Annotated in this window: 20 protein-coding genes; 9 read left to right on the top strand and 11 right to left on the bottom strand. The window is 34.2% G+C overall.

Going from position 1 to position 21698, the window contains the following annotated elements; genetic code table 11:
* Positions 1-17: 17 nt before the first annotated feature.
* Entirely contained in the window at positions 18-1199 is a 1182-nt protein-coding gene (locus tag MR062_RS12155) for a hypothetical protein (protein ID WP_242204625.1), read from the bottom strand.
* Between the two features lie 202 nt (positions 1200-1401).
* Complete coding sequence (locus tag MR062_RS12160) at positions 1402-2091, bottom strand: hypothetical protein (RefSeq protein WP_242204627.1); 690 nt, start codon at positions 2089-2091, stop codon at positions 1402-1404.
* A gap of 256 nt (positions 2092-2347) precedes the next feature.
* Between MR062_RS12160 and MR062_RS12165 the strand changes: the two genes are divergently transcribed.
* A complete protein-coding gene (locus MR062_RS12165; RefSeq protein WP_242204629.1) occupies positions 2348-3394 on the top strand; it encodes a DUF3667 domain-containing protein in 1047 nt (348 codons plus the stop codon).
* A 30-nt stretch (positions 3395-3424) separates the two neighbouring features.
* Here the strand turns inward: MR062_RS12165 and uvrA are convergent, their stop codons facing one another.
* Positions 3425-6211 (bottom strand): excinuclease ABC subunit UvrA, encoded by a 2787-nt coding sequence (uvrA, locus tag MR062_RS12170; protein ID WP_242204631.1) that lies wholly within the window; start codon positions 6209-6211, stop codon positions 3425-3427.
* Positions 6212-6671: 460 nt separating this feature from the next.
* Here uvrA and MR062_RS12175 point away from each other — a divergent pair, with 460 nt between their 5' ends.
* Positions 6672-7256 (top strand): RNA polymerase sigma factor, encoded by a 585-nt coding sequence (locus tag MR062_RS12175; protein ID WP_242204633.1) that lies wholly within the window; start codon positions 6672-6674, stop codon positions 7254-7256.
* Positions 7257-7485: 229 nt separating this feature from the next.
* Here MR062_RS12175 and MR062_RS12180 read toward each other — a convergent pair whose 3' ends face one another.
* Positions 7486-8145 carry an endonuclease III domain-containing protein gene (locus MR062_RS12180; RefSeq protein WP_242204635.1) on the bottom strand — a complete coding sequence of 220 codons (660 nt, stop codon included), beginning with the start codon at positions 8143-8145 and terminating at the stop codon, positions 7486-7488.
* Between the two features lie 161 nt (positions 8146-8306).
* Here MR062_RS12180 and bcp point away from each other — a divergent pair, with 161 nt between their 5' ends.
* Positions 8307-8765 carry a thioredoxin-dependent thiol peroxidase gene (gene bcp, locus MR062_RS12185; protein WP_242204637.1) on the top strand — a complete coding sequence of 153 codons (459 nt, stop codon included), beginning with the start codon at positions 8307-8309 and terminating at the stop codon, positions 8763-8765.
* 97 nt (positions 8766-8862) lie between these two features.
* On the opposite strand, the gene MR062_RS12190 is transcribed toward bcp, so the two are convergent.
* Positions 8863-10338, bottom strand: a complete 1476-nt coding sequence (locus MR062_RS12190) for a TonB-dependent receptor (RefSeq protein ID WP_242204639.1) — start codon at positions 10336-10338, stop codon at positions 8863-8865.
* Positions 10339-10431: 93 nt separating this feature from the next.
* Here MR062_RS12190 and MR062_RS12195 point away from each other — a divergent pair, with 93 nt between their 5' ends.
* Positions 10432-11193, top strand: coding sequence for an MBL fold metallo-hydrolase (locus MR062_RS12195; protein WP_242204641.1), 762 nt, complete (start codon positions 10432-10434; stop codon positions 11191-11193).
* A gap of 10 nt (positions 11194-11203) precedes the next feature.
* On the top strand, positions 11204-11704 hold the full coding sequence (locus tag MR062_RS12200) for a hydrolase (protein WP_242204643.1): 501 nt from the start codon (positions 11204-11206) through the stop codon (positions 11702-11704).
* On the opposite strand, the gene MR062_RS12205 is transcribed toward MR062_RS12200, so the two are convergent.
* Together MR062_RS12205 and MR062_RS12210 are read right to left on the bottom strand one after the other, a co-directional pair.
* Positions 11701-12069, bottom strand: a complete 369-nt coding sequence (locus MR062_RS12205) for a DNA topoisomerase IV (protein ID WP_242204645.1) — start codon at positions 12067-12069, stop codon at positions 11701-11703. The genes MR062_RS12200 and MR062_RS12205 overlap by 4 nt on opposite strands.
* A gap of 144 nt (positions 12070-12213) precedes the next feature.
* Positions 12214-12588, bottom strand: coding sequence for a helix-turn-helix domain-containing protein (locus tag MR062_RS12210; protein WP_242204647.1), 375 nt, complete (start codon positions 12586-12588; stop codon positions 12214-12216).
* 290 nt (positions 12589-12878) lie between these two features.
* On the opposite strand from MR062_RS12210, the gene MR062_RS12215 reads away from it, so the two are divergent.
* Complete coding sequence (locus tag MR062_RS12215) at positions 12879-14030, top strand: M14 family metallopeptidase (protein WP_242204649.1); 1152 nt, start codon at positions 12879-12881, stop codon at positions 14028-14030.
* Between the two features lie 70 nt (positions 14031-14100).
* Positions 14101-14580: an Lrp/AsnC family transcriptional regulator gene (locus MR062_RS12220; protein WP_242204651.1), complete on the top strand. Its 480-nt coding sequence runs from the start codon at positions 14101-14103 to the stop codon at positions 14578-14580.
* A gap of 73 nt (positions 14581-14653) precedes the next feature.
* Here the strand turns inward: MR062_RS12220 and MR062_RS12225 are convergent, their stop codons facing one another.
* Together MR062_RS12225 and aroB are read right to left on the bottom strand one after the other, a co-directional pair.
* Positions 14654-14947: a hypothetical protein gene (locus MR062_RS12225; RefSeq protein WP_242204653.1), complete on the bottom strand. Its 294-nt coding sequence runs from the start codon at positions 14945-14947 to the stop codon at positions 14654-14656.
* 133 nt (positions 14948-15080) lie between these two features.
* Positions 15081-16148: a 3-dehydroquinate synthase gene (aroB, locus tag MR062_RS12230; RefSeq protein WP_242204655.1), complete on the bottom strand. Its 1068-nt coding sequence runs from the start codon at positions 16146-16148 to the stop codon at positions 15081-15083.
* Positions 16149-16236: 88 nt separating this feature from the next.
* Between aroB and MR062_RS12235 the strand changes: the two genes are divergently transcribed.
* Complete coding sequence (locus tag MR062_RS12235; protein WP_242204657.1) at positions 16237-17418, top strand: proline dehydrogenase family protein; 1182 nt, start codon at positions 16237-16239, stop codon at positions 17416-17418.
* A 3-nt stretch (positions 17419-17421) separates the two neighbouring features.
* Here the strand turns inward: MR062_RS12235 and MR062_RS12240 are convergent, their stop codons facing one another.
* Together MR062_RS12240 and MR062_RS12245 are read right to left on the bottom strand one after the other, a co-directional pair.
* Positions 17422-17772: a hypothetical protein gene (locus MR062_RS12240; RefSeq protein ID WP_242204659.1), complete on the bottom strand. Its 351-nt coding sequence runs from the start codon at positions 17770-17772 to the stop codon at positions 17422-17424.
* A gap of 38 nt (positions 17773-17810) precedes the next feature.
* Entirely contained in the window at positions 17811-19010 is a 1200-nt protein-coding gene (locus tag MR062_RS12245) for an alanine dehydrogenase (RefSeq protein ID WP_242204661.1), read from the bottom strand.
* Between the two features lie 269 nt (positions 19011-19279).
* On the opposite strand from MR062_RS12245, the gene MR062_RS12250 reads away from it, so the two are divergent.
* Positions 19280-21697, top strand: a complete 2418-nt coding sequence (locus tag MR062_RS12250) for an outer membrane beta-barrel protein (protein ID WP_242204663.1) — start codon at positions 19280-19282, stop codon at positions 21695-21697.
* The last annotated feature ends 1 nt before the right edge of the window (position 21698 follow it).

The following is a 21698-nucleotide window of genomic DNA, read 5'->3' on the forward strand; positions in this document are numbered from 1 at the left end:
CTAACCAACCAAAACGGTTATGATCTTCTATTGGTAGATCTTGTGCTTTTATTTCTAGAGCTATTTCTACTTTGTGTAGCTCTTGTATTATTACTTTTAGTAGACCTGGAAACTGAAGGTCTAACAGTTTTAGACTTTCTTTGCGTTGATCTATTGGCAACTTGAGTACGCCTTGTATTCGAGTTACTACTAGTATATGTACGAGCGTTAGTGCTTTTTGGTTTACGAACTATAGCATTATTTTTAGACCTATTATTAACACTGGGTCGTGTTGTTCTTCTAACGTTATTATTCGTACGTTTATTATGATTTACTTGTGTATTATTCCGTTTTAAATCGTTTCTGTAAACTGGCGTATTGCTTCTAGTTGCCCTATCAGTACTGCGCTTAGAAGTATAAGCTCTAGAGTTAGAGGCTACGTTTCGTCTTTCTGCCTTACCTCTGTTTATACTGTTATAATTTCTTCTGGATGTTGTGTTTCTATTAATAGTAGTTCTGTTTTTCGAACTCCTATTGGCCGTAGCATAGCTTCTGTTTCTTGTAATGGTACTACCACGTCTGCTAGCTACCGAAGTTCTTGGTCTGTAATTATTATAATACGGTCTATTATAAACATAACGAACAGGAGTATAATATCTTCTATATGGCCTGTTGTAAACCACACAATAGTCATAAGCAGGAATGCTGTAATAACGATGCCAAGGTCTATAAACATAATGTCTGTTATAAACATTAATGAATCCTGTACAATGGCTAAACCTATGACGGTTATTATAATGAACGTATAATCCACCTACACGCGATATGTAACCAAAATTATTATAATAGATATTCACATTGCCTGCCTGAACAATACGTCCATAATGATCGTAATATATGGGCACGTTTTCTATTTGAATTACAGCTCCGAATTCATCATATTGCACATAAGCATTATAATCGTATCCTGAATTAAAACTAATATTAACGTGAGGCGAACCAATAGACACATTTAAATGCGAACGGTTTCTAAGCATGTTAAAATCGAATTGACCATCTGGAAACACCGAAAATTCTATACCGCCTTCAACGAAAATGAAAGAATTGCCATAATCTCTATAATTTATGGTGGACAAATTTGTAGTTGAATTGCCCGTTTTGGCATTACTGACAAATCCCGTAAGAAGTAAAGCGGCAAATATGAATACTAACTTTTTCATAATATTTGTTTTAATGGTGAATACGCTTGATTAATTGCAAACAGCATGCCAAAACCTTAAATATTATTTAACTTACTGAAATATAGATTTTTAAATTAACATCCAAACGATGCTTATATAATTCAACATAGTGATAAAAAAAAACTAACACCCAAGACATTTAAAATATCTTGGGTGCTTTCAATTTTAAGAGTAAAGTATTTTACCGCTTTATCCTTTTTTGTTTTTTTATTTTGCCATTTTTCTTGTAATAGTAATGGTCGTCATCATATTTGTTATTGTACCAATCGTCATAATCATGTCTGTGGCCACCTAATTCATGATATACATTACATGATGTTACGCCACAAATATTACAGTAATTATTTTGGTTTACGTGCCCACGCAAGTTTACGATTTCACCCCAACGGTTATAGTTAACCCTTAAACCTCCAACTTGTCTTACTGTTGCATGTCTGCCTCTACCATATTTAATAAAAACCGATCCAATACGGGTTACTTTTCCCCTTCTATCGTAATTTATAAAGACATTACCCACGCGTCTTATATTTCCAAACCTATCTCTAGAGATATAAACACCTTTGTTTCTGTTAGAAGAATATCCTATGCTAAGATTTGGCCCTCTATAACTAATGTTCACGTGCTTTCGTTTAGAATTTGATTTATAATACATGTCATCATCAAAAGGGGCGTAGTTATGCGTGTCGAAATCAAAACTGCCGTCTGGGAAAACCAGAAATTCTATACCTCGCTCCATAAATATAATTGGCTCTGCATATCTATTATAGTTATCATTATTTATTTTACTAATGCCATGATCCTGAATGTTCGTAGCTGATATTGCTGTTAACCCTATTAACAACATTGTAAAAAATAGTAGTGCTTTTTTCATAATTCATGTATTTTTTTTTCTACCTACTCTTTAAGCTTTTCGGTTTCCGCTATGCTCAATAAATTCCAAGATGCATGCCAAAAAAAATGTAGAAGCCCTAGGTTAACTAAATATTAACACATTATACTTGGTTAATATGCTGTATTTCAATTAGATATATAGCTTCTGTTTTTATTGAAATTATAATACACTTAAAAGTTAGTATAGTGGTAAGTAATAATTTTATATTTTTAATAGCGACTAGAGTTAACATGTAATGAAAAGCCAACGAGAAACCTGTAAAAATTGTGAAAAGCAATTTAATGATGACTTTAACTTTTGTCCCTATTGTGGGCAGCAGGCTAAAGAAGACCTAACAGTAAGCGTATTATTTTATAACACGATAAGTAATTACTTTTCGTTTGATGCTCGATTTTTTAAAAGTTTCTTTCCGCTTGTTTTTAAACCTGGCTTGGTAGCTAAACGCTTTGTTGAAGGTAAACGGCTAAAGTATTTGCACCCAGCTCAGTATTATTTGTTCGTTTCGGTAATTTTCTTTTTTATCTTTTCGTTTAAAGTCAGGGAATATAATAGTAGTGCTGATAAGGTACTTAGCAAAGGGTTTGAAGTTTTGCAAAATGAAAATATCAATATGCCTAATTTAGATACTTTACAAACGGCATTAATCCCTGATTCAATTTTTAAGGATGGTAAGCTTAACGATTTCAGAAAAGTTCCAAAAAGTAAAGTAGAGAAAGCCAAAGATTCTACAATATCTATTGATTTAGGCTTTGATTCTAAAGTATTGGATTCGTTAATTGCTGCTGGAGCTTCAGAGGAGGAACAACTTAGGTTTATTGGTTTAGATGACGATTCTGGATTTTTAAAACGTGCTTATGTAAAACAAGCCTTAAAATTTCACAAACAGCGCGGGGGAGGTATTGTACAGGCATTTTTTGACAGTATTCCTATAGCACTTTTCTTTTTGTTGCCATTATTTGCGTTAATCCTTAAACTTTTTTATTGGAGACGCGGCAGATTTGCTCATCACTTGGTGTTTAGCTTTTATTATTTTTCGTTCCTCTTTATTGTTCTCGGATTTTTGATAACAGTAAATGAGTGGATTGTTGATTTGCCTGATGCTTTAGATTGGCTAATAATGCTATCAACTTTTGTATACCTATGGATCGGCTTAAAGCGTTTTTATAACCAGGGCTACATGCTATCCTTGTTCAAAGCAGGAATGACAACGTTTCTATATACATCCTTAGTTATCCCAGCAGCATTGATTGTAATTATGGTTACATCGTTTTTGTTTTATTGAATAAGGTGTATTTAAGTGAAGGATAATTTATTAACTAATTTTATCCTTTAAATATTTTCCGGTTTCAGATGATTCAACCTTAACAATTTCTTCAGGAGTGCCAGAAGCTATTATATTTCCTCCATGCTCACCACCCGTTGGTCCTAAATCAATAACATAATCGGCGCACTTAATCAATTCTAAATTGTGTTCAACCACAATAATAGAGTGCCCTCTTTCAATAAGGGCATTAAAAGACTTCAATAGCTTCTGTATGTCATGAAAGTGTAATCCAGTTGTTGGCTCGTCAAAAATAAAAAGGGCTTTGTTGGTATTATTCCCTTTTCCTAAAAACGAAGCCAACTTAATACGTTGGGCTTCGCCGCCAGACAGGGTAGAGGAGCTTTGCCCTAAGGTAACGTAGCCTAGCCCTACGTCTTGAAGAGGCTGTAGTTTGTTTTTAATTTTTGTTTGGTTGTGCGCTTCAAAAAAAGCAATAGCATCGTCTATGGTGAAGTTTAAAACATCATCAATATTTTTATTGGCAAAATTAACTTCAAGTACCTCTTTTTTAAAGCGTTTACCTTTACAGGTTTCACACTCTAAATGAACATCGGCCATAAACTGCATTTCAATAGTAACTTCGCCTTCGCCCTTACAGGTTTCACAACGTCCACCATCCACATTAAACGAAAAATGTTTGGCTTGGTAATTTCTAATCTTACTTAATTTTTGATTGGCAAACAAAGCTCGTATATCGTCATAGGCTTTTATGTAGGTAACAGGATTGGAACGAGACGAACGCCCTATAGGGTTTTGGTCTACAAATTCAATATGCTTTATATTGCTAAAATTACCTTCCAAAGTAGTAAACTGACCTGGTCTATCACTAAAGTCGGTTAGTTTCTTTTGCAGTGCTGGGTGTAAAATCTTTTTAACAAGCGTGCTTTTACCACTTCCTGAAACACCGGTAATAACCGTTAGCATCCCAAGTGGAAATGTTACATCTATATTTTTAAGGTTATTTTCCCGAGCACCAATAATATCTACATGATATTTGGAGGTACGCCTTGTTTTAGGTACTTCAATCTTTAAACTTTCATTTAAATATTTAGCGGTTAACGAATTTGAATTCAGTATTGTATCAAAATCACCATGAGCAACAACGGTGCCGCCAAATGTTCCTGCTTCGGGGCCAATATCTATAATATTATCGGCTGCTTTCATGATATCTTCGTCGTGTTCTACAACAATAACAGTGTTACCTAGGTCACGCAAAGACTTTAATACAGAAATTAACCGTTCTGTATCTTTTGGGTGCAAGCCTATACTAGGTTCATCTAAGATATACATTGAACCTACTAAGCTACTCCCAAGAGAGGTTGCTAGGTTAATGCGCTGACTTTCACCACCGGATAGTGTATTCGATTTTCTGTTTAGCGTTAAATAATCCAATCCTACATTGCTTAAATAAAGCAGTCTGTTGTTGATTTCTTTTAGCAAACGACCAGCTACTTTCTTATCGTAGTCATTAAGCTCCAGTTGGTTGAAAAAATTAGTGAGCCTATCCAAAGGCATCTCTACCAAATCTGTAATGGTTGCGTCACCTATTTTTACATAATTGGCTTCGGCGCGTAATCGCTTACCATTACAGGTTTTACATTTGGTTTTTCCTCGATAACGGGATAACATAACCCGGTTTTGGATTTTATATGCTTTGGCTTCCAGTTCAGCAAAAAAGGAGTTTAGACCTTCAAAGTGTTCGTTGCCATCCCAAATAAGCTGTTTTTGCGCTTCTGTAAGCTCAAAATAGGGCCTATGTATAGGGAAATCAAATTTATGGGAGTTGTTTACCAATTGATCTTTGTACCAACTCATGCTCTCGCCACGCCAAGGAAAAATAGCTTCTTCAAATACAGACAGTCCAGTGTTGGGGATTACCAAATCTTCATCGATGCCTATAATATCGCCATAGCCTTCACATTTTGGACAAGCTCCATACGGATTATTAAAGCTAAATAAATGCATGTTAGGCTCTAGAAAACTAATGCCATCAAGTTCAAATTTATTACTAAAATGGCGCTGGCTGCCGTCGCTTAACGATTCTATAATACATTCACCTTTACCTTCAAAGAAAGCAGTCTGTAAGGCATCGGCCAATCTGTTATAAAAATCTTCCTCATTTTTAATAATAATTCGGTCAACAACTAATAAGATATCATCTTGATCACTAATATCTGTAGCCTCATCAATCCTAACAACAGTATCGTTAGCCTTTATTCTAGCGTAGCCTTGTTGTTGTAATGTTTTTAATTTATCTGAAATAGCTCTGCCATCTTCCAGGTGAATAGGGGCTAGAAGCAGCATTTTTTCTTTTTCTGAAAAAGATTTAATGTAGTTTATAACATCTGAAACAGTATCCTTTTTGACTTCCAAGCCTGAAATAGGAGAGTAGGTTTTACCAACCCTAGCAAAAAGAAGTTTTAAATAATCATAAATCTCGGTGGTGGTACCAACTGTAGATCTTGGGTTTGTTGAATTTACTTTTTGCTCTATAGCTATAGCTGGGGCAATCCCTTTAATAAAATCTACTTTAGGCTTGTTTAATCGCCCTAAAAACTGACGCGCATAACTGGATAGGCTTTCAACATAACGTCGCTGTCCTTCTGCATACAAGGTATCGAATGCCAAGCTAGACTTTCCTGAACCTGACAGCCCTGTAATAACTACTAATTTATTTCTTGGTATAACGACATCAATATTTTTTAAGTTATGCAATTTTGCACCTTTTATAATGATGTTTTGCTTTGGGTCTACACTAGAAATATCGGTAATCATATGTTGATAAAGAAAATAATTTTGCAAAGATACTATAAGTATTTCATCTGTTAATGGTTATTTGTTTTTTATGGTTAGGTGCAATTACTCATATCATCAATATTATTTTATTAATATGTTCATTAATCTTTGATTTCGCCAATTTATTATATTTGTTATAGTTCATTTTATAGGTTTAAATTTTAATGATTGAAACTATTCCATTCTCTCATAAAAAAATGAAACCTTCTTTTTAGCTTTTTTTTATAAGTTTATGTTGTTCTTTTTTTCAATGAAACATCTATAAAGCACAAAGAAAAATAAAAAAAAACAGGTATTTTTTGCTTTTTTGGACTGTTTCTTGCTATATTTGAAACATCTATTAATCAATTTTAAAGCACTAGCCTATAGTATACTATTACTTTTCAATCAGTTAACCCCTAGCAAAGAAGCAAGCTTCCGAGCGTTAAAAGTAATAGTTATGCAGCACGATATTATTCCAGATGCAATACTCGTTAACAACTACATTAATGGTAATGAGAATGCTTTAGAAATACTTATTACAAGACACAAGCAAAAAGTTTATAGTTTTATTTATTCCAAGGTCTACGACAGGGATGTCGCAGAAGATATTTTCCAGGACACTTTTATAAAAATTATCCGCACCCTTAAACGTAAGGCTTATAACGAGGAAGGTAAATTTTTGCCTTGGGTAATGCGCATTGCCCATAATTTGGTTATTGATTACTTTAGAAAGAATAATAGAATGCCAAAGTTTGATAATAATAACGATTTTAGCATTTTTTCTGTATTGAGTGATAATGACCTAAATGCTGAAAAACGTATTATAAAAGAACAAGTAGAAAGCGATCTTAGGCGTTTGATAGACGAGTTGCCAGGCGATCAAAAAGAGGTGCTCCTAATGCGTATTTACAAGGATATGAGCTTCAAAGAGATATCTGAAATAACAGGTGTTAGTATTAACACAGCATTAGGAAGAATGCGTTATGCGCTAATTAACTTAAGAAAGGTTATAGATAAACACAATATAGTTTTAACCAATTAATACAATAAAGTATTTAATGTTGCGTTATTAGTTTGGGTAACCCTTAAATTGATATTGATGGCAAAAATTTACTTTAAAGAATCTATTGAAAACACCAATGATCTTAAACCGAAAGAAGAAACGGTTAATTTTCTTCTAAGTTATTCGAAAGCTTTAAGTGTTGTAAATTGTAGTAAGTTAAAATTTGAAGCATTTCTTAATTAAACTTTGAAAAAGTCCTGATGAACAATCAGGACTTTTTTAGTTTATAATAAGCATCGATAACAGATTTCCTGCCAATAGTCTTGGTTATAATATCCTTTTCCAGGTCCCAGCCCCTAGCAGGAGAGTATTCTCTACCGTACCAAATAATCTGCAAATGTAAATCGTTCCAAAGCTCTTTGGGAAACAGGCGTTTAGCGTCTTTTTCGGTTTGGGCAACACTTTTACCATTACTTAAGTTCCATCGGTACATTAAACGATGTATATGGGTGTCTACGGGGAACGCTGGTATACCAAAAGCTTGGGACATTACCACGCTAGCAGTTTTGTGGCCCACGGCTGGCAAAGCCTCAAGGGCTTCAAAACTTACGGGAACCTGTCCATTATGTTTTTCTATAAGTATTTTGGATAAACCATGGATACCCTTGCTTTTCATAGGGGACAAGCCAACCGGTTTTATAATATCCCGAATCTCTTCAACCGTTAATTTAACCATATCGTAAGGGTTGTCAGCCTTATCAAAGAGTAACGGTGTAATTTGGTTGACACGCACATCGGTACTCTGTGCAGATAAAAGCACAGCAATCAATAAGGTGTAAGGATCTTTATGGTCTAGAGGAATAGGAATTGTAGGATAGAGTTCCTTTAGGGTTTTAATTACGAAGCTAACGCTTTCTTGTTTGGTCATTCAGTTGTATTTTAGCAATATTATTAGAGAGGCTGTCTAAAAAGTGGCATTCTGAAAAACAGAGTAAATCACTTTTTAAATAGCCTCTAATTTCAACATTAAACTTTGAGGAAGTCTCGATGACCTCTCAAAATATTGTTTCATTAACAAAGGTAATAAATATGAACACATTAAAAGTAGGGGATAAAGCTCCTAATTTTGAAGCAAAAGACGAACAAGGCAATATTGTAAAACTATCAGATTACAAGGACAAAAAACTAGTGGTTTTCTTTTACCCCAAAGCAAATACACCAGGTTGCACCGTTGAAGCTTGTAATTTAAGAGACCATTACGCTGAGCTAAAAAACAACGGCTATGAAATTTTAGGAGTAAGTGCAGACACGCAAAGGAAGCAGTCTAACTTTAAGAAAAAATACGATTTTCCTTATCCGTTATTGGCAGACGAAGATAAAGCTGTAATTAATGCATTTGGGGTTTGGGGCCCTAAGAAGTTTATGGGCAGGGAATTTGACGGCATACACCGCACCACATTTTTAATTAATGAAGCAGGTGTTATTGAGCGCGTTATCGATAAAGTGAAAACAAAACATCACGCTGACCAAATACTTAATGCTGACTAAAAAAATAAAGGCAGTTATAATAATTTAAACTTATTGTAACTGCCTTTTTTAATCGAAAAGAATTCCTTGGAAAAGCTTGTTTCGAAAAATTCTTTATTTAGTCCTTAAAGCGTTTTTTTATAGACAGAGGCTTTAGTGGCTTGCGGGTGTAGCCAAATAGGCGATAGTCTTTAATAAGATCGGCTGTTCCATCTGGAAGTTTATGCTCCCAACCTGTTTCCCCATTTTCTATCATATTTAGAATTTCCCTAGAGAATATATTCATGATACTTTCATCGTAATCCTCAATATCAATTACTTTGCCGTTATATTTAAAGAATTTGTACAACTCTTTCATTCTTGGGTACACCTTTAGGTTGTTGCTGTTTAAAAGCTCTCCTGATTTTGGGTCTAGCATTGGGTAGAGGTAAACCTTTAGATCCTTGAAGAATAATTTACCAAAAGCTTCAAGGATGCCGCCACTTAAATGACGGTAATATTTTTCATCAAAAATTTCAACTAAATTACTAACTCCCATAGCCAATCCCATTCTGGCCTTAGTATATTTAGAGAAATACTCTACTACTTTGTAATATTCCTGGAAATTGGAAATCATAACCGATTGTCCCAATGCACAAAGCAAATCGGCTCTATCCATAAAGTCCTGTTCGTTAATCTCGCCATCTGCTTTAAGGTTAGACAGTGTAATCTCAAAAACAACAACAGTTTTATCTTTATCTACCTTGTTTTCTTGAATGAACATTTCATACGACTTCTCAAACATAGCCATGTTAACCTTTGTTACAGGTCTAAAACTACCGCGCAAAGCCAAAATATTTTTCTTATAAAACACCTTTGCAGGCAGTACATTAGTACCATCTGGTCCAAACATTACCGCATCTGTCATACCATTTTTCACAAGTTGCAGACTCATTAACCTATTGTCTACATTCTTGAAAACCGGTCCTGAAAAGTTAACCGTATCAATTTCCAACTGGTCTTTATCCAAATGATCGTATAAGTAACGAAGTAATTTTTTAGGCTCATTGTATTTATAGAAAGCACCATAAATTAAATTGGTACCTAAAACACCCAAGGTCTCTTGTTGTAACCTCGCATCTGTTTCCTTAAAACGAATATGTAAAATAATCTCGTTGTATTCTCCTTTGGCTTCAACTTGATATTTTATACCAACCCAACCATGCCCTTTGTACTGTTTGGCAAAGTCTATAGTGGCCACAGTATTGGCATAGGCAAAAAATATTTTGTTTGGATTTTTCTCTCGAGTTAACCTATTTTCGATAAGGTCCATTTCGTGAATAAGCATTTTACGCAAGCGGGCTTCGGTTACATAGCGCCCATCATCTTCTGCGCCATAAATAGCATCACTAAAATCCTTATCGTAAGCCGACATCGCTTTTGCTATTGTGCCCGATGCGCCTCCGGCTCTAAAAAAATGACGACAGGTTTCTTGTCCAGCGCCAATCTCAGCAAATGTTCCATAAATGTTTTCATTTAAATTGATGCGAAGCGCTTTAGATTTTAACGACGGAATATCATCAAATTCCTTGTCGCCCTTAATGGTAATTTCCATACGATATATTACTTATTTAGTCACAGTACAAAGGTACCAAATAAGTATACCAAACAAAAAAATAAGACTATTTTTGTGATAAATTTCAGAAAATTGAAAATTACGTTTTTAGGCACAGGAACTTCACAAGGGATACCCATTATAGGTAGCACGCATCCTGTATGCCTTAGTAAAAATCCAAAAGACAAACGCCTCCGCGTATCTGTTTTAATAGAATGGGATGAGTATAAATATGTTATTGATTGCGGCCCCGATTTTAGGCAACAGATGCTTAGGGAAAATTGTTCAAAAATAGATGGTATTATTTTTACTCATGAACATTCCGACCATGTTGCTGGTTTAGATGATATTAGACCTTTGTGTTATTGGAATGGTAGTATGAATATATACGCCCATGAGCGGGTTATTAAGTCTATTAAAAAACGGTACGATTATATTTTTGAAGCCGAAAACAAATATCCTGGAGCTCCCGATGTTGTGATCAACGTTATTGAAAACAAACCCTTTAAACTTCCGGAAATGGAGGTGGTTCCTATTAATGCCGATCACCATTTTGTTCAGGTTTTTGGTTTTCGTTTTCAAGATTTTGCTTACCTAACAGATATCAAAACGGTTGAGGCCAATGAGATAGAAAAGCTAAAAGATATTAAGGTACTTGTGGTTAATGCCTTGCGTATTACACCACATATTTCACATTTCAATTTAGAGGAGGCATTAGATTTTATCAATTTAATCAAACCCGAGAAAGCCTATTTAACCCATATTAGCCACCTTTTAGGCTTTCATGACAACGTAGAAAAGGAATTACCCAAGAATGTCTTTTTGGCTTACGACGGCTTAAAAATAACACTATAACCAAAAAAAGATGAAGCAAAAAATTTTTATGTATTTATTCGTTTTCCTGTTGTTACTTGTGCTGTTTCAATATGTGAACTCAAAACGGGTTTTTGAAGATTTAAACAATAGGCTGGAGAATTATACAGTAGCCAACACAAAATACAAGGATTCTATTGTTAACCTGCAAGACGAAATATTGAACCTCTCGTATTTCGATATTGAAGGCAATGAAGACGCGCTTACTTATTTTGAAAACGACGGACACAATGTTGCGGAACTTATTCCATATATAAAAGATGAATTGTACAAATTAAATGAGGTTAAAGGTGAACATCCATTAGTGCCATACGCTTCTGGTGATGGCAAAAAAATGCTGATCAACACAGTGAAAATCCTTAACCATAAGTGGATTATTGCCAACTTTTCGGATGGTGACTATTGGGGAGAGCTCTTTTTAACATACTTTGTAAACCCCGATAAAACTGTCGAATTTAATTTAGTGGAATCGTTCTTGTATCCTTTTGATTAATCCAGCCTGTAAGCGACTCCTTTTTGCTTTTTGGTTTCACCTACATAGGAATATTCAAAAGTATAGGAAGAATCTGTTGTAGTTAATATTTTTAAGTGGATATCCTTCTGCTCGGCCATATTCTTTGGATTTATGGTTTTAAAAACGACCTCACAGTCATTTACCCATCTAACACTGGAAGAGTCCTTGTGGTTATCGTAAACCTCTACTTGTAAATCTTCGGTACGAGTGAATTCAGATTTATACATGTTGCCGTTAATAGTTACCTCACTATAAAAACGCCCAGTTTTATAGTCTTTGCAATTACGCTCCAATTGGTAACATCCCACCAAGCAAAACACTAAAACATATAATAAAAACTTCATAAAGTAAATTTTGTGCAAATTTAAGAAATTAGATGTAGTTGTTCGTATTCGGTATTCACTGTTGGCTTTTAGTAAAGGATGCACGGTTTATTTCTTGGCGCCTTAGCAAGAAAAGAAAATTAGAGACATACTCCACAGTCATTATTAATTCTGAAAACTTTTGAAGGTTCCATCTGAATAAAAAATTACAATGCGTTCGATGGATTTTTGCGATTGAATTTCCTTTTTGGGTTCAGAAGACATGTTTTTTGTTTCAGGAATCAAATCTTGTACACTCTCTTTTTTATCTCCAAAGGAAGGGAAGCTGCCTTTTCCATTTAGTAACCAATAGAGTTCTACATCTGGGTAGGCAGAAACTATTTTTAGAACAAACTCTAAACTGGGCTTGTTTCTACCAGAAAGTATGTGCGAGATGCTTGAGCGTTGCACACCAATTTTTTCAGCAAAAGAGGAGGCAGATTCACCATGGTAATCCATTATTTCTTGTAGTCTTTTTGTAAATGCTTCGCTGTTTACCATTGTAAACTATGTATTATTGTTAAACTGTTACAAATGTAATAATTTAATCTATTCTAGGTGCATAAATCACTAAAAACATGTAAAATATCTAATCTAAAACTTTAAATATAGTAACATATAATACTGAAATACAGGCATTTTAATTACAATCATTAATTTAACTGTTATTTAGTTAAACTAACACACTATTAAACCACTTCACTTGTTTATAAATGTAAACACTTGAATCTATTTTTATTGTTTACAATTGTAAATCTCTAAATGTTTACATTTGTGCAAACAAAAAATTAATGGAATTAAGTACTATTAAAGACCTATTTAAAAGTCATAAGGAAAAACAATTATCACACCGTTACATTACAAATACCGACATACAGCCTTTAATTAACAAGCTTGGTCCAGATTTTAAGGTAACCACAATTGGACATTCTGTGCTAAACAAACCCATATATGCCGTTAAAGTTGGACATGGTAAGAAGCGAATATTAATGTGGTCCCAAATGCACGGAAATGAATCTACAACCACTAAAGCTCTTTTTGATCTTTTTAATACACTCACAGCTACAGGACAAGATGTTAAAAGCGTACTCTCCGCATGCACGCTGTGTGTAATACCTATATTAAATCCAGATGGCGCCAATGTTTATACTAGAGTTAATGCCAACGCTGTAGATTTGAATAGAGACGCCCAAAAGTTAACACAACCAGAAAGCAAGGTCTTAAAATCCATTTTTGAAGATTTTAAGCCTCATTTTTGTTATAATCTACATGGGCAGCGTACCATTTTTAGTGCTGGACATACCGATAAACCAGCAACAGTTTCGTTTTTAGCCCCAGCCCAAGACCAAGATTGCACGGTAACACCAAACCGAAAAATAGCAATGGAAGTTATTGCGGTTATGAATGCCATGTTGCAAAAAGAAATCCCAAATCAAGTGGGAGTATACGACGATGCTTTTAATTTAAACTGCGTAGGAGATACATTCCAAAGCAAGAATGTGCCAACCATTCTTTTTGAAGCTGGACATTATAATAATGATTATGCAAGAGATGTTACACGAGAACACATATACATTGCGCTTTTAAGTTCGCTGAACTATATAGCCAAAAACAATGTTGACGGTAGTAAGAGCAAGCCTTATCTTGATATTCCCGAAAATGAAAAATTGTTTTTAGATATCATTATTAGAAACGCAAGAATAAATGAGAATGATGATCTGGTTGATATTGGTATTCTGTATCAAGAAAAGTTAGTTGATGGCAGTATACATTTTATTCCCAAAATCGAAAAAATTGAAAATTTATCAGCATTTTATGCGCATAAAGAGTACAATGCCAATAAAGGTCTAGTGCTGTCAGCGAACAACACCCCGTTGAAAGTCAATGACGAAAACGATTTCGTTATGATAAATAATGAGAAAATCGCATTATTGGTAAAATAAAATGCAGGTTTAATGCGTAATTATTAACAAAAATGTGTTAATTTTGATTTTTATTTAACAATAATTAATTATGGGGAAAATTAAATTAGACGAAATCGACCATCAAATTCTAGATATGCTAATCGATAATACTAGAATTCCATTTACAGATATTGCAAAAAAATTGCTTATTTCGGCCGGTACTGTGCATGTACGTGTAAAAAAAATGGAAGAAGCGGGTATTATAAGAGGGTCTTCCTTAACATTGGATTATAAAAAGTTAGGATACTCTTTCATAGCATACGTGGGCGTGTTTTTAAATAACACATCTCAAACAAAATTTGTATTAGAGCGTATTAATGAAATACCTTTTGTTACCGTAGCTCATATTACTACTGGGAAATTTAATATTTTCTGTAAAATAAGAGCGAGAAGTACCGAACATGCGAAAGAAGTGATATTCAGGTTAGATGACATAGAAGGCGTTTACAGAACGGAAACTATGATTTCGCTAGAAGAAAGCATTAACGACAAGAAAAGATTAATGCATTCTATTTTTAATGATTTGTAATCATTAAGTAACAACAACAACAACAACAATAAAACATATTAAATAAGGCGCTTTTATTTAAAAAGTGCCTTTTTTATTCCTCTTCGTCAATAATAACACTCGAATCGGTCTCTACCACAACATGTCCTAAATCATCCACTTCAAAATTGTCGTTATCAAAATTGGTCATGGTATAATGTAATTTGCTATGCACTTTAACCAAGTAGACAGTATCGTCTGTTTTAATTTCAACCGCCTCGATTGTTTGGTTGTGATGATCGTCAAAAGTAATTATATCATCATCGCCATAGCCATCTGGAAATTTTTCTGTTAGAGCTTTTAAAACCTCTGGTTTGAGTTTTTTGTAATCAACAATAATTCTTTTCATCTGTTACCATTTATTACTTAAAGTATACAACAAATCAAAAAACTGATTAAGGTCCAATGCTGTCCATTAGCTTAGTATAACTAAACTGAAACAGTAGCTTTTTATAAAAATACAAAAAAAATAATTTGAAAAATTATGCAGCGTAAAATTTAAATGCATCAATAATTATATTGTCTGGTACCAAACAATCAATCTTTGGTTTTCCAATAGCTTCCAACAAAACAAAGTTTATGTTGCCATGAACATTTTTCTTATCGTATTTAAGTAGGTCAATTATGGTAGCATATTCCTCTTCGTCAATATTTACATGGCCATAAAACGCCTTAAATAGTGATTTTATGTGATTAGTGTCATCTTTTGGAAAACCAGTCAACTGAGTAGATATATAAGATGCCATCACCATACCAATAGCTATGGCTTCACCGTGAAGCAAATCTGTTCTTTCTGGGTTGCTTAAAAAATAAGACTCAATAGCGTGTCCAATGGTATGTCCGTAGTTTAAAGTTTTTCTTAAATTTTGCTCAAAAGGATCTTGATCTACAACATGTTTCTTTATTAACACCGACTCATAAATTAAGCCGTCTAAATCTTCAAGCTTTAAGTTGCTTAGATCATTAAATTTATCCCAATATTCCCTATTGCTTATTAAACCGTGTTTTAACATTTCGGCTAGCCCAGATCGCATTTGGTTTTGCGGTAGTGTATCCAGGTATTTGCTATCTATTATAATAATATCCGGGGAACTTATGACGCCTATTTGATTTTTTAAGTGCCCAAGATCTACTCCGGTTTTACCGCCTACAGAAGCATCTACCATAGATAAAAGGGTAGTAGGTATGTTAATATATTTAATACCTCGTTTAAAGGTACAGGCAACAAACCCTCCTAAATCTGTAACAACGCCACCGCCTACATTAATCATAAGACTTTTTCTATCGGCATCTAAATCAGATAAGCTATTCCACACACCGGTACAGGTATCAATAGTTTTATGAACTTCGCCTGCTTCAATTTCTATAATTTCAATGGCAAGATCGGTTGTTAAATTTGATAAAAAATACGGGAGGCAATGGGTGTGTGTGTGTTCATCAACTAAAATGAAAATCTTTGAAAAATGGCCTTTTTTTATATAGTCGTTTAACGAAATATACCCTTGGTCATCAAAATAAATTACAGAATTGTTAGCCTTAATCGGATCCATAAAACACGTTCTTTTTTTGAGGGTGTGAAATTAATGATTTTTATATAAAATTTTAGTGAACTGCTATATATTTGCATAAATTTTTACAATGATAACCGATCCTATTTTTGAAAATACTAAAATTGCTTTTGCCCTTAAAAGCGATGCCGAACTTGAGCGTGCTTATTTTTTGTTCAAGATGATATCAATTCAGCCACTAGTAAAGATTGGTACAGCAGCTACTAATTTTGCTATTAAAGCCAATTTACCTGTTGAAGGTTTGATAAGGGTTACGGTGTTTAACCACTTTTGTGGTGGTGTAAACGAAAACGATTGCTTGCCTGTAATAGACAACATGTATGAAAAGGGGGTAAGCTCTGTTTTAGATTATTCGGTAGAAGGAAAAGAAACAGAAGAAGAATTCGATTCGGCATTAAAGACAGTATTAAAAATCATCGATTTTGCCAAAGAAAAGGATGCAATGCCCATTGCCGTGTTTAAACCAACAGGTTTTGGACGCTTTTATTTGTTTGAAAAGATAGGAAAAGGAGAGCCGCTAACTGAAGCCGAATCTAATGAATGGCAAAAGGTAGAACAGCGATTCGATGCGGTCTGTAAAAAAGGCAAAGAAAATGATATTGCTGTTTTAATTGATGCAGAGGAAAGTTGGATGCAAGATGCCGCAGACGATCTTGTAACTAGAATGATGCAGAAATATAACACAGAAAAAGTAGTGGTTTTCAATACTTTGCAAATGTACCGTCATGACCGACTCCAATTTTTAAAGGAACAGCATGCATTAGCCAAACAAGAAGGCTTTTATTTAGGCTATAAATTGGTTAGAGGTGCTTATCTTGAAAAGGAAAATGATAGGGCCGAAGCGTTAAACTATGAATCGCCAATTTGTAAAAACAAATTTGCTACCGATACAAATTTTGATACGGCTGTTAAATACATGATGGATCATTTAGAAGATATGTCCATGTTCGCTGGCACCCATAATGAAGATAGTTCTTATTTAATCATGCAGCTAATGGAGGAAAAGGGCTTAGCCAGCAACGATTCGAGAATATGGTTCGGGCAGTTGTACGGTATGAGCGACCACATTAGCTTTAATTTAGCGAATAGAGGCTACAATGTGGCTAAATATATTCCATTTGGTCCGGTTAAGGATGTGATGCCATATTTAATTAGAAGGGCAGAAGAGAATACTTCGGTAGCTGGTCAAACAGGAAGGGAAATTAGTCTTTTAGCAAAAGAAAAAAAGCGAAGAAAACTAGGAGACGACTAGCAATTACTTCTTAATATCAATAAGTTTAACGATACTATCGCAGTTTTGTAGCGTTAAAGCAATTGTTTTATCGTTGTGAGTGTCTTCTATTACATATAAGCCGCAAGGCTCTTGCCTTGGTTTGCTTTCAGTAAAATTCACGTTTCCATGCTTTAATACTTGTTTAATTAAAGTAGAGTCCGAAAGATTTATGGCATCGCTATAGTTTATTGTTTTAGAGTTTATATTTTTTAATACCCTGGCCTCTGGCCCATAACTACAGGATGTCTTTTTTTTACTAAAAAAAAACGCTAAAATCACTAGACCTATAGCAAAACCACCTAGGTAATAACCAATTCTTTGAATTAATTTCATGTTTAGATTGTGATATAAAAATTAGAGAATTTGATTTTTTAAAATATCAGCAAATTAATGTCGCTATACTTTAAGTCGAACCACTCTCCAACAGATTTACTAGTTAAAATTCCGTGGTAAAAGTACAACCCATTTTTTAAACCTCTATCAAATCGGAGTGAATTTTCTAAACCACCATCTTCGGCAATTTTTAACAAGTAAGGCGTGAATATATTACTTATTGATATTGAAGATGTTCTGGGGTACCTGGCAGGGATATTCGGCACACAATAGTGTATTACGCCATGTTTTATAAATGTAGGCTGTTTATGCGTTGTTACTTCGCTGGTTTCAAAGCATCCGCCCATATCTATACTAACATCAATAATCACCGCTCTTTTTTTCATTGTTTCAACCATGGCTTCAGAAACAGCTATTGGCGACCTGTTTTTACCACGAAGCGCTCCAATAACAACATCGCAGCGCTTGAGGGCCTTGGTTAAATTTTTTGGCTGTAGTGTGGAGGTGTAAAGCGATCGCCCCAAATTGTTTTGTATACGCCTAAGTTTGGTGATGGAATTATCAAAAATTTTAACATTGGCGCCTAGCCCCATACAACTCCTTGCTGCATATTGCCCCACAGTTCCTGCACCCAGAATAACAACTTCCAGTGGTGGGACACCGCTAATATTACCAAACATTAAGCCATTTCCATCTTCTCGGTTGGACAGTAATTCTGCAGCAATTAAAACAGAAGCTGTTCCAGCAATTTCACTTAAGGATCTTACCGCAGGAAAGGTGTCGTCTTCATCTTTAATAAATTCAAAAGCTAAAGCGGTTATGCGTTTAGAAGCTAAGGCCTCAAAATATTTTTTAGACTGTGTTTTAAGTTGTAGTGCCGATATTAAAATGGTTTGTGGATTAATAAGCTCGATTTGCTCAAGGGTAGGGGGTTCTACCTTTAAAATCATAGGACATGAAAACACTTTGGCTTTATCCTTTGTGATTTCTGCACCTGCTTCGCTATACTCCCTATCACTAAAACTGGCGTTGTCTCCAGCTCCAGACTCCAGCAGGACCCTGTGCCCATTATTAACTAGGGCAGATACGGCATCTGGCGTTAAACAAACGCGACTTTCCTGATACGCAGTTTCTTTAGGAATTCCTATAAATAATTCTCCTTTTCGTTTTAAAATTTCAAGTTTTTCTTCTTGCGGCAATAGTTGCTGCTTTGTAAATGGAGATAACGATTTAGACATAGGTTGGTGTTATAAAAAAATGAACATCCTTCACTGAAATCCTGTTATAAAACGGGATGATAATTGGATGTTGCATGTGACCGTTTAAAATTAAAAAATATAAACACATGAAATTACAAATAAATTTTTAATAAGTGCTATGTTTATTAAAAATTACGCTTTAGTGGACGATATTCTTGCCTCGTAGGAAATCAAACAAAAACTATTGTGGCTTTCCCTCCTAAAGTTTTAAATTAATTATTTTATGTTTGTAATTATAAACCTTTTCTATGCAATTTAAACTATTTGTAGTTATTTTTTTGTTAAGTATTTCCATTGGGTTTTCCCAACAGTTCCAAGTCACGGGAACTGTTACAAATTCAAGTAATCAACCCATCGCTTTCGCAAATATTGTCTTAAAGTCATCAACTAACAATGATGGGTTTTTAGTTGGTACAACAACCGATGAACAAGGTATTTTTAATTTTAAAAACCTAACGTCAAACAACTATAGCATTGAAATAAGCTATTTAGGTTTTAAGACAAAACATATAGCACTGGATTTAAAAAAGGACACGCATTTAGAAACTATTGTATTGACGGAAGACACTCAAGAGCTAGAAGGAGTTACAGTAATAGCTAAAAAACCAACTGTAAAACGATTGGTTGATCGTTTGGTCTTTAATGTGGAGAACTCTACCTTATCCAATAACAATGTATTGGATGTCCTAAAACACACCCCAGGCGTAATTGTGAACGATGGCAAGATAACTGTAAAGCAAGGGACTCCTACAGTTTATATTAATGACAGGAAAGTGCATTTGTCTATGAACGAGGTGCAACAACTGCTGGAAGGTACAACGGCCACCAACTTAAAATCGATAGAAGTGATTACCAATCCCCCGGCTAAATATGAAGCCGAAGGAGGAGCGGTCCTTAATATAGTGATGGCCAAAAACTTAATTGCAGGTTATAATGGTAGCGTATTTGGCAATTATAAACAGGGGAGCGAGTATCCTAAATATTCGTTTGGGACAAGTCATTTTTTTAAGACTAAAAAACTAAGTACCTATATAAACTATAATATTAGTCCAAAAAAAGAGTATAGGGAAGTTGATGAGTTTGTTAATTTTATAGACAACACTAACCAAGTCTTTTCAAGTTGGTCTAATGAAGAAAGTAAAATTCAAAAATCCAGCAACCATAATATAAATGTTAATATGGATTATGAATTCGATGACAAAAACAGTTTAAGCTTGTCTTCCAATATTTTAATTGCTCCAAGGAAAAATTCCAAAACAAACGTATTATCCTCCACCGAAGTATTTAATTCTAACAAGCAGCTAGATTCTATTTTTAACACGTCCAATAATTCAGTTTTAGAGACCTTTAATCTAGCCTTTTCCCTAGACTATGTTCATAAGTTCGAAAAAGAAGGGGAGAAGCTATCGGTTAATGCCCATCATACTAATTTTGATACTTCAAATTTTCAAGATGTTAACACGAATTATTTGTTCCCAGATAATACTTTAAGAAACAATAAATTTCAAACATTCTCAAGTCAGCTTGTGCAATTAAACACGGCACAGATAGATTATGTCTTGCCTTTGGATAAATCAGCTGAATTTGAAACAGGTGCTAAGATTTCAAGTATAGATTCCGATAATATTATTACACAATACATTTTTGATAATGGGCAAAAAACAGAAGATCCCTTAAATTCCAATACGTTTTTATATAACGAAGCCAATTATGCTGCTTATGCGAGTTATTCTAAAGATTGGGATAAATGGAGTTTAAAAGCGGGGGTGAGGGCTGAATACACAGACATTAAAGGTAATTCGTTATCCGATAATCAAATTAATAAAAATGATTATTTGAAGTTTTTCCCTTCGTTTCATTTGCTGAAAAAAGCAGACAAGAATAATGAATGGTATTTTAAATATAACAGACGGATTTTTAGACCAAGATATAGTCAATTAAACCCGTTTAAGTTTTTTTATAACGACAATGTGTATACTGAGGGGGATCCTAATTTAAAACCTCAAATAGACGATGTGTTTACAATAGGTTGGGGTTTTAAGAGCAAGTATACCTTCGAGGCTTACTATAGAAACGAGAATAATCCAGCACTTGAAATTGTCTTTCAAGACAATGAAAACAATAAATTAGTATATAAAAACACTAACATAGATAATAGTGTCTCTTATGGGTTGGACTTTTCAACTTATACTAAAGTGGTAGACAGGTGGAACCTTTATGTATTGTCCTCTTTATTCTATTATGATAACAAATTTTATTTATTTGATAGTGCAAATACTCTATTTGGAAATGATCAATGGTCGTTCTATACACAAATGATTAATTATTTTACGTTATTAAAAGATAAAAGCTTAGAAATGGATTTGTCAATGCTTTATATTTCATCAATTGCGGATGGAGCTTCTATATACAGTGATAGGTTAGGGATAAGTGTTGATTTTAAAAAAACACTTTGGGACAATAGGGCTACTGTTAATTTTGGGATAAAAGATGTTTTTAACTCGCTTAACTTTTATCAAAGAACCAAATATTCAAATCAAGACATTCTGTTAAAATCCAGATCGGAAAATAGATTATTTGTTTTTGGGTTTAACTATAAATTTGGAAACTTCAGATTAAAAGAAAGCAAAAAAAGCATAGATATAGAGGAGCGAGACAGGTTATAGA

The organism is Aestuariivivens insulae, from assembly GCF_022662195.1.
In the GTDB taxonomy this organism is placed as follows: domain Bacteria; phylum Bacteroidota; class Bacteroidia; order Flavobacteriales; family Flavobacteriaceae; genus Aestuariivivens; species Aestuariivivens insulae.

Coding starts and splice junctions, on each gene's coding strand:
- MR062_RS12155 (WP_242204625.1), bottom strand. CDS start 1,199: ATGAAAAAGTTAGTATTCATATTTGCCGCTTTACTTCTTACGGGATTT.
- MR062_RS12160 (WP_242204627.1), bottom strand. CDS start 2,091: ATGAAAAAAGCACTACTATTTTTTACAATGTTGTTAATAGGGTTAACA.
- MR062_RS12165 (WP_242204629.1), top strand. CDS start 2,348: ATGAAAAGCCAACGAGAAACCTGTAAAAATTGTGAAAAGCAATTTAAT.
- uvrA (WP_242204631.1), bottom strand. CDS start 6,211: ATGATTACCGATATTTCTAGTGTAGACCCAAAGCAAAACATCATTATA.
- MR062_RS12175 (WP_242204633.1), top strand. CDS start 6,672: ATGCAGCACGATATTATTCCAGATGCAATACTCGTTAACAACTACATT.
- MR062_RS12180 (WP_242204635.1), bottom strand. CDS start 8,145: ATGACCAAACAAGAAAGCGTTAGCTTCGTAATTAAAACCCTAAAGGAA.
- bcp (WP_242204637.1), top strand. CDS start 8,307: ATGAACACATTAAAAGTAGGGGATAAAGCTCCTAATTTTGAAGCAAAA.
- MR062_RS12190 (WP_242204639.1), bottom strand. CDS start 10,338: ATGGAAATTACCATTAAGGGCGACAAGGAATTTGATGATATTCCGTCG.
- MR062_RS12200 (WP_242204643.1), top strand. CDS start 11,204: ATGAAGCAAAAAATTTTTATGTATTTATTCGTTTTCCTGTTGTTACTT.
- MR062_RS12205 (WP_242204645.1), bottom strand. CDS start 12,069: ATGAAGTTTTTATTATATGTTTTAGTGTTTTGCTTGGTGGGATGTTAC.
- MR062_RS12210 (WP_242204647.1), bottom strand. CDS start 12,588: ATGGTAAACAGCGAAGCATTTACAAAAAGACTACAAGAAATAATGGAT.
- MR062_RS12215 (WP_242204649.1), top strand. CDS start 12,879: ATGGAATTAAGTACTATTAAAGACCTATTTAAAAGTCATAAGGAAAAA.
- MR062_RS12220 (WP_242204651.1), top strand. CDS start 14,101: ATGGGGAAAATTAAATTAGACGAAATCGACCATCAAATTCTAGATATG.
- MR062_RS12225 (WP_242204653.1), bottom strand. CDS start 14,947: ATGAAAAGAATTATTGTTGATTACAAAAAACTCAAACCAGAGGTTTTA.
- aroB (WP_242204655.1), bottom strand. CDS start 16,148: ATGGATCCGATTAAGGCTAACAATTCTGTAATTTATTTTGATGACCAA.
- MR062_RS12235 (WP_242204657.1), top strand. CDS start 16,237: ATGATAACCGATCCTATTTTTGAAAATACTAAAATTGCTTTTGCCCTT.
- MR062_RS12240 (WP_242204659.1), bottom strand. CDS start 17,772: ATGAAATTAATTCAAAGAATTGGTTATTACCTAGGTGGTTTTGCTATA.
- MR062_RS12245 (WP_242204661.1), bottom strand. CDS start 19,010: ATGTCTAAATCGTTATCTCCATTTACAAAGCAGCAACTATTGCCGCAA.
- MR062_RS12250 (WP_242204663.1), top strand. CDS start 19,280: ATGCAATTTAAACTATTTGTAGTTATTTTTTTGTTAAGTATTTCCATT.